This is a genomic window from Streptomyces sp. NPDC036815 (genome assembly GCF_055609205.1).
In genome coordinates this window covers 35996-49479 of sequence record NZ_JBVJPW010000008.1, presented here as the reverse complement: position 1 = coordinate 49479, position 13484 = coordinate 35996, and the positions used below count along the sequence as shown (strand labels likewise).

Below are 13484 nucleotides of genomic sequence, written 5' to 3'. Positions count from 1 at the left end.
GCCCGCTCTCCCACGCCTCGAACCCGGCTGACCGCATGCTGAGCCAGGGTTGACCGGCCCACACCCCCGTGGTCTACTCCGGATCGTGACCGACACCGATGTACGCCTGTGGCGGAGGGTCCACATGGACCTCGTCCGCTACGCAGGCTGCGTGTGTCACCCGTCCTGCTGAATTCGCCTTTTCTCCTCGCGCGCTGAGCCCCCGCTTCCGGGTCGACTCGCGCGCCCTTCCGCGAACCTCCAGGACGGTACCCGTGTCTGTTGCCCCTTCCTCCACCGCGCCCGGGCGTACCTCGGCGCCCACCACCGCCGAACTCCTCGCCTTCGTCCGCCGCACCGCGGCCGACGCCGAGCTCATCGCCTCCCTGCCGCTCGACCCCGAGGGCCGCACCTGGGTGCGCCTGCAAGGCCCCGGCGGCAGCGAGGCCTGGCTGATCGGCTGGCCGCCCGGCACCGGGACCGGTTGGCACGACCACGCGGAGTCGGTCGGCGCCTTCCTCACCGCGGCGGGCACCCTCAAGGAGAACTCGCTCGCCGCGCGCCTGCCCACCGACGGGTGGAAGACCCTGGAACTCTCCGACGACGTCGACCGCGAACGGGAGCTGACGACCGGCGAGGGCCGCGCCTTCGGCACGAACCACGTGCACGAGGTGCTCAACCAGTCGCCGACCGAGCACGCCGTCTCCGTGCACGCCTACTACCCTCCCCTGCCGCGCATCCGCCGGTACAGCCGGACCGGCGACGTGCTCCGTCTCGAGTCCGTGGAGCGCCCGGAGGACTGGCAGTGAGTGACGGCGAGGGCGTCGGCCGTGCGGGTGCCGCAGGACCGGACGGTGAACGTCCCGTCGGCATCGACGAGTTGCTGGAGCACGTACGCCTCGGCCTCGACCGGCTCACTCCGAAGGAGGCGTACGAGGTCGCCGGGAACGGTGGCCTCCTGGTCGACATCCGCTATGCCGCGCTGCGCGAGCGCGACGGGCTGATCCCCGGAGCGCTCGTCGTCGAACGCAACGAACTGGAGTGGCGCCTCGACCCCCAGGGCAGTCATCGCGCTCCGGAGGCCACCGGGCACGATCTGCGTGCCGTCGTGATCTGCAACGAGGGGTACGCGTCCAGCCTCGCGGCCGTCTCCCTGCGGCAGTTGGGCCTGCGTCACGCCACGGATCTCGTCGGCGGGTTCCAGGCGTGGCGGGCGGCGGGACTGCCGGTGGTGACTGCCGGGACGTGAGGACGTCCGCGTGAGCATGTCGGCGTGAGTGCGTCCGCACAGTCGTCCGTGCCCAGCTCTCCGTGCGCCGCGGTGGTCCGGCGCCTCCGCAGGGGGGTAACCCCTCCCTGCGGAGCGTCAGTTGGGGTACGTGGATCGCTCCGGTTGCCGCCCCACCCCCGTGGGAGCGGCCCGCTCAGAACGTCCCGTACCCCAAGTCCTCGGTCTCCTCGCCCTCTTCCTCCAGGGCCTGCCGGACCACTCTGAGCGCCATGCCCTCCCCGTAACCTTTACGGGCGAGCATGCCCGCGAGGCGGCGCAGGCGCTTGTCACGGTCGAGGCCTCGCGTGGACCGGAGCTTGCGGGCCACGAGCTCGCGCGCGGTCTCCTCCTCCTGCTCCGGGTCGAGCTGCCCCACCGCTTCGTCGATCAGCGTGGAGTCCACGCCCTTGGTGCGCAGCTCCCGTGCGAGCGCGCGACGCGCCAGGCCCCGGCCGTGGTGCCGGGACTCCACCCAGGCGTCCGCGAAGGCGCTGTCGTTGATCAGACCGACCTCTTCGAAGCGGGAGAGCACTTCCTCCGCCACGTCGTCGGGGATCTCCCGCTTGCGCAGCGCGTCCGCGAGCTGCTTGCGCGTACGCGGGGTGCCGGTGAGCAGACGCAGACAGATCGCCCGTGCCCGCTCCGCCGGATCCCCCTGGGGCGGCTCCCCCTTCTCGGCCCTCGACGAGGAAGGGGAACCGCTGTCCTGGTGGTCGCCGAAGCCGCCACGCCGTCGCCGACGCCCTCGGCCGCGACCGTCACCGTCCTGACGGCCGCCGTCCCCGAGCCTGCTGCCGTCACCGCCCTCGAAGCTGTCGCCGCTGCTGCCGTCCCGGCCTGTGCCGTACTGATCCGCACCGTCCCCGTGGCCCCGCCCGGCGGGGCCGGTGCGGCTTTCGGGGGCGGTGTGGTCCGCCCAGTCGGTTCGTCGTGTCACGGACTAGCTCTTGGCCGCCGCGGCCTTGGACTTGGTGACCTTCGCCGCCGGCGCGGGCACCGCCTTGGCGTCGTCGGCCGGAGCCGCGACCGCCTCGTCGGCGACCGGCTCGTCGGCCGGGGCCTCGGGCTTCACACCGACGCCCAGCTTCTCCTTGATCTTCCTCTCGATCTCGTTGGCGAGGTCGGGGTTGTCCTTCAGGAAGTTGCGGGCGTTCTCCTTGCCCTGGCCGAGCTGGTCGCCCTCGTACGTGTACCAGGCGCCCGCCTTGCGGACGAAGCCGTGCTCGACGCCCATGTCGATCAGGCCGCCCTCGCGGCTGATGCCCTGGCCGTAGAGGATGTCGAACTCGGCCTGCTTGAAGGGCGGCGCGACCTTGTTCTTGACGACCTTGACGCGGGTGCGGTTGCCCACCGCGTCCGTGCCGTCCTTGAGGGTCTCGATGCGGCGGATGTCCATGCGCACCGAGGCGTAGAACTTCAGGGCCCGGCCACCGGTCGTGGTCTCGGGCGAGCCGAACATCACGCCGATCTTCTCGCGGAGCTGGTTGATGAAGATCGCGGTGGTCTTGGACTGGTTGAGCGCACTGGTGATCTTCCGGAGCGCCTGGCTCATCAGGCGGGCCTGGAGGCCCACGTGCGAGTCACCCATCTCGCCCTCGATCTCCGCGCGCGGCACCAGGGCGGCGACGGAGTCGATGACGATGAGGTCGAGGGCGCCGGAGCGGACCAGCATGTCGACGATTTCGAGGGCCTGCTCGCCGTTGTCCGGCTGGGACAGGATGAGGTTGTCGATGTCGACGCCGAGCTTCTTCGCGTACTCGGGGTCGAGGGCGTGCTCCGCGTCCACGAAGGCCACCGCGCCGCCCGCCCGCTGGGCGTTGGCCACGGCGTGCAGCGTGAGGGTCGTCTTGCCGGAGGACTCCGGTCCGTACACCTCCACCACACGGCCGCGCGGGATGCCGCCGACGCCGAGCGCGACGTCGAGCGCGGTCGACCCGGTGGGGATGACCTCGATGGGCTCGTTCGGCCGCTCGCCCATGCGCATCACTGCGCCCTTGCCGAATTGCCGTTCAATCTGTGCGAGCGCGGCGTCCAGCGCCTTCTCGCGGTCGGTTCCTGCCATGGGTTCCACCCGATTTGCTTGAGTCGATCGCTTCACGTCAAAGACGCTAACGCCTGCCACTGACAATCCGCCCCGACGCCCGTCCAGCCTGTGGATAACTCGAGGCCGACCCTCGCCGAAATCCTCTGAAGCGTCCCGGGAATCCTCTGCCACACCCCCGGGAAACCGCCGCCGGACACCCCATGAGAATGGATGTTCGATTTTACTGTCAAGCATGGCACGCCGCGGGCCGACGGCACGGGTGCACCAGCGGCTCGCGGGCCTCTCGGGCCTCGCGGACGAGTTCGGCGCTTCCCTTACCGATGCCCGTCCGGCTTCGGGTGGGCATCGGAGGCCGGTGGCGCCTCCGGCCTGTTCGGCCCGCGCAGCGCGCGCCGCATACGCTCGAGGAGGGGCGCCCCGGTCGGGCGCCTGCGCCCGTGCACCCGGGGATCGTCCGTGACGTCGTACCTCTTCACGTACGCCCCGAGGAAGGCCTGCAGCGTCGCGACGGCGGGGATGGCGATGAGCGCCCCGACCGCGCCGAGGAGCGCCGTGCCCGCGATGACCGAACCGAACGCCACCGCGGGGTGGATGTCCACGCTCTTGGCGGTGAGCTTGGGCTGCAGCACGTAGTTCTCGAATTGCTGGTAGACGACTACGAAGACCAGCACCCAGAGCGCGTACCAGGGGTCGACCGTGAAGGCGATCAGCATCGGCAGGGCGCCCGCCAGATACGTGCCGATGGTGGGGATGAACTGCGACACGAGGCCCACCCACACGGCGAGCACGGGCGCGTAGGGGACGCCCAGCACCTGCAGCAGGATGTAGTGCGCGACGCCGGAGATCAGCGCCATCAGGCCGCGCGAGTAGAGGTAGCCGCCGGTCTTGTCGACCGCGATCTCCCAGGCCCGCAGCACCTCCGCCTGCTTGGCGGGCGGCAGCACCGAACACAGCGCGCGCCGCAGCCGCGGCCCGTCGGCCGCGAAGTAGAACGAGAACAGCAGGATCGTCAGGAGCTGGAACAGACCGCCGAGGACCTGCGCGGAGACGTCCAGGACGCCGCTGGCGCTGTTCTGCACGTACTTCTGCAGCCAGTCGGAGTGGACCAGGCTGTCCTGGACCTCGACGCGGGAGAGGTCCGTGTGGAAGGTCTGGTTGATCCAGCTGATGACCTTGTCGAGGTAGTCGGGGAAGTCCTCGACCATGTCCACGATCTGGCCCGCGAGCATGGATCCCATCAGCGTGATGAACCCCGCGCTGACGATCACGACGCTCAGGAAGACCAGGAACGTGGCAAAGCCCCTGCGCAGCCCGCGCGCCGCCATCCAGCTCACCGCCGGTTCGACCGCGAGCGCCAGGAAGAACGCGATCAGGATGTTGATCAGCAGCCCGGTCAGCTGGTGGAACGCCCAACTACCCAGCTGGAAGCAGGCGATGAGCGCGAGGGCGAGCACCATGGCGCGCGGCAGCCAGCGCGGCATGCGGGCGCCCTGCCCTGCCTCCGCCCCGGCGGGGGGCTGTGCCGGCGGCGTCGTGCCGAGTGGAGCGGTGTTCTGGGTGACCTGCGCGGTCTCGTCTGTCGGTGCCACGGGGCCAGTCTCGCCCACGCCGCGGACATTCGGCCGCCACCCTCACATCTTGGGACGGGACGTACGCGCGCGTGACACCTCGCCGGAGGCGTTCCGGTTGCCGACGAACCGGCCGTGCTCAGCGCTTTTCGGCCGGTACGTCCATCGCCGTGCACACCGCGCGCCAGACGTCCTTGGCGTCCCAGCCCGCGTCCAGCGCCTCGTGGACCGTGCGGCCGCCCAGCTCCGCCATCACGTGGTCGCGCGCGAAGGAATCGGCGTACCCCGCACCGAAGTGATCTGCCATCCGCTGCCAGAAGACCGTCAACCGCATGCCATCTGCTCCACACCCACTCTGACCTGCACGTTCCCTGCTCTCCGCACGCACACGTTCCTGTCAGGGGGCATCAGGGAGTGCGCCGCCCCGTCGAATCCAGACACCAAACAAGCATCCATGACGGTGCGCCCTCGCGTACCTGCATCAGGCATGAAGTGTGTATGCGTATACGTACGCAGAGTAGAACCTGGGTCGGCATGACCGGGCCACCGGGTGAGCGGGACGATCGGCTCTCCGGCTCGGAGTGTCGCGCGGTAACGGAAATCTCACGGCGACGTCATCGGGGGCATGCCCTCAGCATGGCCCCGCATACGCGGATGGCGCCGGTCAGCGAGGGTGGCGAGGGCTTCAGTGCCGCTCCGGCCGAGGACCGCTGCGTGCGGGCTGCGGCACCTATGGACGCAGTGGGCGTGGTGGACGGTTGCGGGGAGTGCCTGCCGGGGCAGCCCAGAGCTCAGAGCGCCCTCTGCGTCGGGTAGTCCCGAGCGGCGGCCGGGTGTATCCACAGCCTCTTGACGGGACTACGCTGCGGAGCGAGGCCCCAGTCCCCGGCAGCGAGGTCCCGCTCCGGCCGGGGAGGCCACTGTGATCGTCTTGTTCGCCCTTCTCATCGTGGCCCTCTTCGGCTTCGGCTTCCTCCACCCTCTGTGGTGGGCCGTCGCAGCCGTGCTGATCTTCGCGGCAGTGCGCTACGGCCCGGGGCGTGCGGGCAGCCGAGGCCGGAACGGTGGTTTCGAGTACCGCGACTACCGGGACCGCAGAGACCGTGAGAACCGCTGGGACCGCCGCTACCGCCGACAGCGTCAGGGGCTCTGGAGTCGCCAGGACCGTCGGGACGAGCAGCACCACCGCTGACCGCCGACGACGGCACGCATAGGCCATGGCTGCGGTCACTGCGTTGCGAGGTAGGCACCGTGCATCGAGCGACCATGCCCCATGCCGCACAGCACGTGACGGTGACCGCTGCGGCTTCGGCGGAGGATGCGGCTCTGGTGGCCGAGGTCATCAAACTGCGTGCGAAGAACGATCAGTTGGTCAGGGCGCTGTCGAGCCGTGCGGAGATCGACCAGGCGCGCGGCATGCTGATGGCCCTGGCACCGTGCTCCAGCGAGAGGGCCTGGGGCCTGCTGGTGGACGTGTCGCAGCACTGCAACGTCAAACTCCGGGGCGTGGCGGCGGCTCTGGTTGCCACGACGCGAGAGGAGGAACTCCCCGAGCAGATGCGGCGGGAGCTGCGCCGCGCGCTGAGGCGCCTGCATGACCGCTTGTGACGGCTTGGATGCACAGCGGACGGCACCGGGAGCTGTGGGCTCAACTCTCCGATGCCTTCGTCCCGGCCGATCGGCGGGCGCCCACTTCGGGTGGCCCCGCGCATGGATCCCAAACCTCCGCGGGGAAGGGCACGCTGGTGTGGGCGGTGCCCGACGCGCCGGAGGGCGCCGTGGCCGGTGTCGTCGGACTCGCGCTCAAGGCGAGGAGCGCGACATCGTCGGCGGGACCGGTGGGGAAGGTGGCGAGGAGTCCGGTGAGGTCTTCGATGATCGCGGAGGCACCGAGAGCCCGGTTGGTGGCGGCGTGGTGGGTGAGATGGGCGGCAAGTCCGGCCTCACCGAACCGGGCGCCCCTGGAGGTGCGGGCCTCGGTGATTCCGTCGCTGTAGAGGAAAAGAGCCTCGCCGGGCAGGAGTTGCAGGGCCCGGGAGGTGAAGTCGGCCTGGTGCAGGGCGCCTACGAGCATGCCGCCGGGCAGGTTCACCGGCTCGGCCCGGGCTGCGGCCCGGTCGAGACCGTTGCGGCGGGCCGGGTGCAGCGAGTAGGCCGGAAGGTGGCCGCCACCGGCCAGGGCGACGGCGAAGCCTCCCGTGGGGTCGGGGGCAAGGGTGCCGAAGACCAGTGTGCAGAAGTGGCTGCCGTCCGCACAGTCGGACAGCAGAGTGGAGTTCAGCACCCGGAGTACGGCACACAGGTCCGGCTCCAGCAGGGCGGTGGTGCGCAGCGTGTAGCGGATCAGCGAGGTCAGGGCGGCGGCGGGGGCGCCCCGGCCGCTGACGTCGCCGAGGAAGAACGCCCACCGTCCGGTGCCGAGCGGGAAGACGTCGTAGAAGTCGCCGCCCACGTCGTGGACCGATGCGGTGGTGTAGTGGCAGGCCGCTTCCAGCCCCGGCACCTCCGGCAGCGCGGGCGGCAGCAGGGTGCGCTGCAGGGTGGAGGCATAGGCGGCGATCTCGGACCGGTCCCGCTCGGACCGCTCGCGCGCCGTGTGTTCGGCCACCACGAGTTCCCGCTCCGCTCGGAGCATCCGCAGCGCCGACAGCCGCAGTTCCAGCGCGTCCATCACCAACGCGGCCAGATCGGCCAGGGCTCCGGCCTGCTCAGGCGTGATCCGGCGCGGCACGGTGTCCAGCACCTCGACGGTGCCCAGGCGGTGCCCGTCCCGGGTGACGATCGGGGCTGCTGCGTAGAAGCGTGCCCGCGTCGGCCCCGTGACCAGTTCGTGGGTGCGGGCGAGCGGATCCTGAAGCGTGTCGGGGACGACCAGGGGGCCGTCGGTGAGGATGGCCGAGGTGCACAGCCCCGGCTCCCGGCCGATCTGGGCGACCCCCGTCAGGCCGTACGTGGCCTTGAACCAGACCCGGTCGGTGTCCACGATCGCCACTGTCGCGGCCGGTGTGCCGAAGAGGCGGGCGGCAAGGGCGGCAATTCTGTCGAATGCTCCGTCGGGCGGGGTGTCCAGTACGTCGTAACGGCGTACTGCCGCGATCCGTAGTGCCTCCTGCTCCGGAGCTGGCTCCACTCGATCCTCGGTTCGGAAGGCCGGAGGACACGCAGGGCGGCAGCGTGCCCGACTGGCAGTGCGTGGCCGGGGTCCGGGGCGTCCGCTTTGCAGCATAGGCCCGGACGGGTGGTGTGTTGCCGTCCGACCTGACCGACTTCCTGCGCTTGCTGCCCCCCGCTGCGTGGGGATACTCGGGGCGAGCGCCGCAGGAGTGCTGTTCGCGGACTGGCTGGTGGGCCCCTTTGCTCCGCCCGCTCCCGCGTCCAGCTGGAAAACACCGCCACCCGCCTGCGCATCGACGGAGTGAGAACGGCAGACGACTGGCGGCAAAATTGTCTACCAACTCGACGAAGTCCTGGCCAGGAGCCGCTCATTCGCCGTCGACGTCCTTGAAAGGAGCTAGCCCTGCTGGAGGGGGAGGGGAAGCACGGCGCGGCCTCGCTGCTCGGACCGGCGAGGGCATCACATGTCCTCGCCGGTCCTGGTCGGGTCCGCGTCCGGGGAGAAGCGGAGCCGTCGGGCCACCACGTCGGCGGCCACCACGGTGAGCCGGTGCCCCTGGGCGTAGGCGTGGGCGCGCAGCCGGACGAAGGCTTCGTCGACGCCGACGCCGAGCTGGACGGTGAGCATGCCGGTGGCCTGGGAGATCTCCGCCCGGTACCCTCCCAGGTCCTCGATGTGCCCATGGGCGGCGCCGACCTCGGGTGGACCGCCCGTCGCGTCGATCCGAGCGTCGAGCAGGACCAGCGTCGCGAACTCGGCGAAGGCCAGTGCGTCAGCCAGTTCCTCCGCGTTCAGCCGGACCGGGTCCTGGGCATAGAGATCCAGGACGCCGGGACTGACCGCTCCTATCTGCAGGGGCAGCGCGAATACCGCACGTGCTCCGGTCTCCAGAGCGGCATCGGCGAACACGGGCCAGCAGTCCCGCAGTTCACCGGTCCGCAGATCGGGCGTCAGGACGGTCACGCCATGCGTGAAGGCGTCCACGCACGGCCCCTCGCCCAGTGTGAGCTGCAGCTCCTCCAGCCGTTCGCTGGTGTCATCGGTACTGCACAGCGGGTGGCTCGCCGCGGTCCGGGACATCGCCGACATCCCGGCACCGCCGACCGGCAGCGAGGTCACCGCCGCGGTGCACACATCCAGCACACCGACCCCGGCACCACGTCGGGCCGCCTGCTCCGCGACCAGAAAGCGGATCCGGGACGACCGGCTGTTGAGTGTCATCCCGACCCCCGGGTCCAGGCGTGGTGCCCCAGCCCTTTCAGCCGCTCCACGGTTCGCTCTCCGAGAGGAAGCACCAGCACGCGGAACATCGTGGGCGGTCCCGGCCGCCAGATCGCTCCGATGTCCTGCCACCCCCAGGACCGCAAGGCACTCAGAGCCGGGCGGTCGGCCGGATCCACCGAGGTGGCCCCGAGTGATGCCTGATGGTCGGTGAGCAGTCGTTCCTGCAGACGTCGTGCCAGGTCCTGATCCAGCGGATGCGGGCGGACGAGAACGTTGGTGACCGCGAAAACACCATCGGACTCGGTGAGTTGCCCGATGCTGCGCGGCAGCGCACCGTCGAAGCCGTGCCACCAGGAGCCGTCGCCGCGCACCGGGAATCCGAAGGCACAGCCCACCAGACCATCCGTCTCGGCGACCACCATGGCGAACCCCGGCCGGCGGATGTCATCGGCCAGTCGGCTCAGGAACTCCTCCCGGCCGCGACTGCGGTACTCCTCCTCCGGCCCGGTCTCGCAGAAAGCCACGTACAGCTCCGCCAGATCCTGGCGCACGTCCTCCGCCAGCCAGCGGTTCACCCTCCGAAGCCGCACCCCGGCCAAGTCGGACGACGCGCCGCCGACGGGCGCCCGCGAAGGATCCCGCCGGAGCCAGGCCATCACAGCACACCGCCCGAAACGGCGGAGGCGGCCGGAACCAGCCGGTGCGCGGCATCGAAGCCCGTAGGAAGCGGGGCCGGTGCGGTGGCGAGGAGGGCGGCAGGGCGAGAACCCGGGCCTGGCACAACCGACGGCCCCAGGAGCAGGAAACCGGCGTCGGTGAGCTCAATCATCCAGGTCAGCATGGGCGGCGGGTAGTGCAGGCACAGTGTCCCGCCGGTCGCGGCGGTGCGCAGGAACGTCTCGATGAAGGCGTTGAGGCCGCTGCAGTCGCAGAAGGTGACAGGGGTGAGGTCGACGTCGATGGTGCGCATGCCATCGCGCAGGCACCGCTCCAGGGTGGTGCGCATCGTTGGCACCGTCTCCAGGTCGATCTCCCCGGCGAGGGTGATCAGGGCCCGGTTCCCTGTGTCGTGCCGGTAGATGTTCAACGGGGGCAGGGGCATGACGCCTCGTTCCAGAGACCTGCCGGGCAGAGCCATGGGATGTGGCCGGACTACCGGCTCCTCCACGGGGCTCCCGGCAGGGGAATTCATTCGGCGGAGGCGGCGAACGGACGATCCGGCAGTCTGTCCAGGGAGACAGATGGCCCGCCCCGTTCCCTCCAGGGGATGCGCCAGGTGATCGGACGAAGAGGTCCGCCCCCCCACAGCCATCCGGGTCGAGCGACAACAGGTCCGCCGGGGTCCAGGACGTCCGTACTTCAGGGTAGTCCCCATCGCACAGCAGAAGGCGGCCGGCACCGCCCGGTCTCAAGGGCTGGACGCCGGCCGGGTTCGGCGCTCTCTGATGGGCATATCCGGCGGGTTGTCCAGTTCCACTCGCTCCGGACAGTCGTGGTCAGGGCCGCCGCAGGAGTAGGCTCGGCCGTACCGAGGGCATTCCTTGACCGGCTTCCATGTCGGTATCTCTCTCGGGGCGACAACACGGGCCCTGGCACGCCAGAGTCCGGGGACAGGTCGACACCATGACGGTGCTCACCGCACGACCCCCGCCCACCACGCCGATCGCCAGGTCTTCGGACGCCTCGCCGTTGCGGCTGTCCTTCAGGCATCCTGGCACGCCCTCCGGACTGCTTGACGGCGCCTGGTGGCCGCGCTCCCGGGACCTCGCTCGTGAACTTCCCGCTCTGACCGACCTGTTGGACCCGCTGTGGGGACGCATCACGCGCGTCACGGTCAACCCGACGTACTGGCCGACCGTACCGCGCAAGGTCCCCGTCGACGGCCATGTGGTCAAAGTCGGCTGGTTCCGCGCCGAGCAGGACCCGCACCAACTCCTGCTGCTCTCCTACCACGTCGGGCGCTGGGACCTGCTGATCATCCCGCCGGAGACCGGTGCGGAAGCCGCCGCACGGCTCATGGCCGCCGCCTGTGATCCGCTGATCGTCCGAACGGGCAGCGCGCTCATCGCCGACGAGCGTGACCGGCACCCCACGGCCTCAGCCGATACGGGCTCTCCCGCCCGCCCGCAATCAGAGGCGTGGGAGGCGGAGGGCGGCGCCATGGCCGCACCCGTCGGCGCGGTCGGCGGAAGGTGACGGGCCATGGAGACCGGCCTCACCAGCGTTGCAATCCTCGCGATGATCGCCCTGGGAGCGCTCTTGATCCAGCACGACCAGCGCGCCGAACGGATCACACCGTGCCAGTACAGCCAACGCGTCACAGGCCGTCGCGGCGCCCACAACCCCGCACGGCCGCAACCCGCCACCGCCGCTGCGCCCGCTGTCCCCGGCCGTCGCGACCACCGGGACGGGGGCCGCGGACGCCTCCGCCCACGGCGCCGGACCAACAGAGCCGCGAAGGGTCGCAGGACATGACCGGGCATACGGCGACACCGCTCGGCGCGCGGCTCGGCGACAGTCGCTCGCGGGCACGGCACACCCACATCGACGACATGGCCTGACTCTCAGGTCACCCACCACGGATTCCTGGCCCCGGACCCCGGCCTCCCCCTCCGGACCGAGGTCAAGGAGCCTTGCATGCCCCCCAGTTCCTCCTCACCCCACGTCTTGGCCCCACCGCAAGACGGCGCCGCGTCCCAGAAGTACGACGGGACGGCGCCCTTCCCCGATGCCAACCGCCCGGTGCCGACACGCAGAGGCGCCGAGCGGCTCTACGTGACGTTGACGGCGGTCATCGTCGTCCTGCCCTTCCTGGCACTCGGCCTGGCCGGCTGGCTGCTGTGGGGGCGACTCATCCATCCCGCTGACGTCCTGCTCGCCCTCGCCCTCTACGTGGTCACGGGATTCGGCGTCACCGTCGGCTTCCACCGCGGCCTGACTCATGGCGGGTACCGTGCCGCCCGCCCCGTACGGATCGTGCTCGCGGTGGCCGGGTCGATGAGCTTTCAGGGCGACGTCATCGGCTGGGTCGCCATCCACCGCCGCCACCACGCCTTCACCGACCGCCCCGGCGACCCGCACTCCCCCTACCGCTACGGCACCCACCTGCGCGGCCAGTTGCGCGGCCTCGCCCACGCCCATGTCGGCTGGCTGTTCCGCAATGACCCCACCTCCGCCGAGCGATACGCACCCGACCTGCTCGCCGACCGCGACATCCGCGCCGTGTCCCGGGCCTTTCCCGCGCTGTGCGTACTCACCCTGGCCCTGCCCTTCGCGCTCGGCTGGGCGATCGGCGGCACCTGGGTCCACGCCGTCACCGCTCTGCTGTGGGCGGGCCTCGTGCGCATCGCGCTGCTCCACCACGTGACCTGGAGCGTCAACTCCCTGTGCCACGTGATCGGACAGCGCCCCTTCCGCACCCGGCGCCACGACCGGGCCACCAACCTGTGGCCCCTGGCCCTGATCTCGTTCGGAGAGAGCTGGCACAACCTCCACCACGCCGACCCCACCAGCGCCCGCCACGGCGTGGACCGCGGCCAGATCGACCCCTCCGCCGCCCTCATCCGCCTTCTCGAACGCCTCGGCTGGGTACGCGACGTGCACTGGCCCGCTCCTGACCGCGTCGCCGCCCGACGCACCTGACCCATCGGCACCCCACCTCCTTCGCAGGAGATCGCCCAGGAGAACGACATGACCACGCTCCTCCCTCCGTCCCCCGCGCTTTCCCCGCTCCTGCCCCTCGTCCGGCTGAGCCTGACGCCGCCGCAAGGCGGACCTCATCTCATCGACGGTGCCTGGTGGCCCCGTACCAATGAACTGGTCACCGAACTGCCCGTCCTGCTCCGCGCGTTGCCACACGGCTGGTCGCGGATCATTCACGTCACTGTGAACGGTGACCTGTGGTCCGACTTCCCGGGGCGGATGCTCATCGCCAACCACGTGCTGCACCTGCACCGCGCCGCCGGCCGGCCCGCCACCGCCACGGTCTGTCTGCTCGCGCCCGGCAGGGGCAGGTGGGACTTGCTGGTCGTACCGCCCGGTACCGACGAAGCCGAAGCCATGCGGCTGATGGCCACCGCCACGACGTCTACGGACTGAGACCGAAGCAGGCTGCCGGGCACCGTCTCGATTCGGCCTGCTTCCGCACAATCGTTGTCGCAGACGGCGACCAGCTGAACACTTGGCGTGGGACGTGCACTTTCGGAGGGAGTCTTGCTGCAGGGCTCACCGTCGGAGAGGAGCTGTACATGGACGTACCGCGAGCATCGGAAGGCAGGCCGAGAC

Annotated in this window: 16 protein-coding genes; 8 read left to right on the top strand and 8 right to left on the bottom strand. The window is 70.5% G+C overall.

Going from position 1 to position 13484, the window contains the following annotated elements:
* The first annotated feature begins 85 nt into the window (after window positions 1-85).
* The 3 genes from ACZ69I_RS18265 (at window position 86) to ACZ69I_RS18255 (ending at window position 1228) form a co-directional block, all read left to right on the top strand.
* Window positions 86-172 (top strand): putative leader peptide, encoded by an 87-nt coding sequence (locus ACZ69I_RS18265; protein WP_336621184.1) that lies wholly within the window; start codon window positions 86-88, stop codon window positions 170-172.
* 82 nt (window positions 173-254) lie between these two features.
* Window positions 255-788 carry a cupin domain-containing protein gene (locus ACZ69I_RS18260; RefSeq protein ID WP_470833220.1) on the top strand — a complete coding sequence of 178 codons (534 nt, stop codon included), beginning with the start codon at window positions 255-257 and terminating at the stop codon, window positions 786-788.
* Window positions 785-1228 (top strand): rhodanese-like domain-containing protein, encoded by a 444-nt coding sequence (locus tag ACZ69I_RS18255; protein ID WP_470833218.1) that lies wholly within the window; start codon window positions 785-787, stop codon window positions 1226-1228. Before ACZ69I_RS18260 ends, ACZ69I_RS18255 begins: the two co-directional genes overlap by 4 nt.
* A gap of 175 nt (window positions 1229-1403) precedes the next feature.
* Here ACZ69I_RS18255 and recX read toward each other — a convergent pair whose 3' ends face one another.
* The 4 genes from recX to ACZ69I_RS18235 all read right to left on the bottom strand — a co-directional run bounded on the left by recX (window position 1404) and on the right by ACZ69I_RS18235 (window position 5195).
* Window positions 1404-2186, bottom strand: coding sequence for a recombination regulator RecX (gene recX / locus ACZ69I_RS18250; RefSeq protein WP_470833216.1), 783 nt, complete (start codon window positions 2184-2186; stop codon window positions 1404-1406).
* Window positions 2187-2189: 3 nt separating this feature from the next.
* Window positions 2190-3311 carry a recombinase RecA gene (gene recA, locus ACZ69I_RS18245; protein WP_467676922.1) on the bottom strand — a complete coding sequence of 374 codons (1122 nt, stop codon included), beginning with the start codon at window positions 3309-3311 and terminating at the stop codon, window positions 2190-2192.
* Between the two features lie 296 nt (window positions 3312-3607).
* Window positions 3608-4882, bottom strand: coding sequence for an AI-2E family transporter (locus ACZ69I_RS18240; protein WP_470833214.1), 1275 nt, complete (start codon window positions 4880-4882; stop codon window positions 3608-3610).
* Between the two features lie 118 nt (window positions 4883-5000).
* The gene (locus ACZ69I_RS18235; protein ID WP_470833212.1) at window positions 5001-5195 is read right to left on the bottom strand and encodes a DUF3046 domain-containing protein; all 195 of its coding nucleotides are present in this window, start codon (window positions 5193-5195) and stop codon (window positions 5001-5003) included.
* Window positions 5196-5783: 588 nt separating this feature from the next.
* Here ACZ69I_RS18235 and ACZ69I_RS18230 point away from each other — a divergent pair.
* Both ACZ69I_RS18230 and ACZ69I_RS18225 read left to right on the top strand, forming a co-directional pair.
* Complete coding sequence (locus ACZ69I_RS18230) at window positions 5784-6053, top strand: hypothetical protein (RefSeq protein ID WP_470833211.1); 270 nt, start codon at window positions 5784-5786, stop codon at window positions 6051-6053.
* A gap of 74 nt (window positions 6054-6127) precedes the next feature.
* Window positions 6128-6469 carry an ANTAR domain-containing protein gene (locus ACZ69I_RS18225; protein ID WP_470833210.1) on the top strand — a complete coding sequence of 114 codons (342 nt, stop codon included), beginning with the start codon at window positions 6128-6130 and terminating at the stop codon, window positions 6467-6469.
* A gap of 40 nt (window positions 6470-6509) precedes the next feature.
* On the opposite strand, the gene ACZ69I_RS18220 is transcribed toward ACZ69I_RS18225, so the two are convergent.
* The 4 genes from ACZ69I_RS18220 to ACZ69I_RS18205 all read right to left on the bottom strand — a co-directional run bounded on the left by ACZ69I_RS18220 (window position 6510) and on the right by ACZ69I_RS18205 (window position 10302).
* Window positions 6510-7991, bottom strand: a complete 1482-nt coding sequence (locus ACZ69I_RS18220) for a PP2C family protein-serine/threonine phosphatase (protein ID WP_470833208.1) — start codon at window positions 7989-7991, stop codon at window positions 6510-6512.
* Between the two features lie 444 nt (window positions 7992-8435).
* Window positions 8436-9197, bottom strand: coding sequence for a GAF and ANTAR domain-containing protein (locus ACZ69I_RS18215; protein WP_470833207.1), 762 nt, complete (start codon window positions 9195-9197; stop codon window positions 8436-8438).
* The gene (locus tag ACZ69I_RS18210; RefSeq protein WP_470833205.1) at window positions 9194-9775 is read right to left on the bottom strand and encodes a hypothetical protein; all 582 of its coding nucleotides are present in this window, start codon (window positions 9773-9775) and stop codon (window positions 9194-9196) included. The genes ACZ69I_RS18215 and ACZ69I_RS18210 overlap by 4 nt, the downstream gene beginning before the upstream one ends.
* An 80-nt stretch (window positions 9776-9855) precedes the next feature.
* Entirely contained in the window at window positions 9856-10302 is a 447-nt protein-coding gene (locus ACZ69I_RS18205) for an STAS domain-containing protein (protein ID WP_470833203.1), read from the bottom strand.
* A gap of 521 nt (window positions 10303-10823) precedes the next feature.
* On the opposite strand from ACZ69I_RS18205, the gene ACZ69I_RS18200 reads away from it, so the two are divergent.
* From ACZ69I_RS18200 to ACZ69I_RS18190, 3 genes are all read left to right on the top strand, one after another.
* On the top strand, window positions 10824-11396 hold the full coding sequence (locus ACZ69I_RS18200; protein ID WP_470833201.1) for a DUF5994 family protein: 573 nt from the start codon (window positions 10824-10826) through the stop codon (window positions 11394-11396).
* Window positions 11397-11837: 441 nt separating this feature from the next.
* A complete protein-coding gene (locus ACZ69I_RS18195) occupies window positions 11838-12842 on the top strand; it encodes an acyl-CoA desaturase (RefSeq protein WP_470833200.1) in 1005 nt (334 codons plus the stop codon).
* A 48-nt stretch (window positions 12843-12890) separates the two neighbouring features.
* Entirely contained in the window at window positions 12891-13298 is a 408-nt protein-coding gene (locus ACZ69I_RS18190) for a DUF5994 family protein (RefSeq protein WP_470833198.1), read from the top strand.
* Window positions 13299-13484 lie beyond the last annotated feature (186 nt).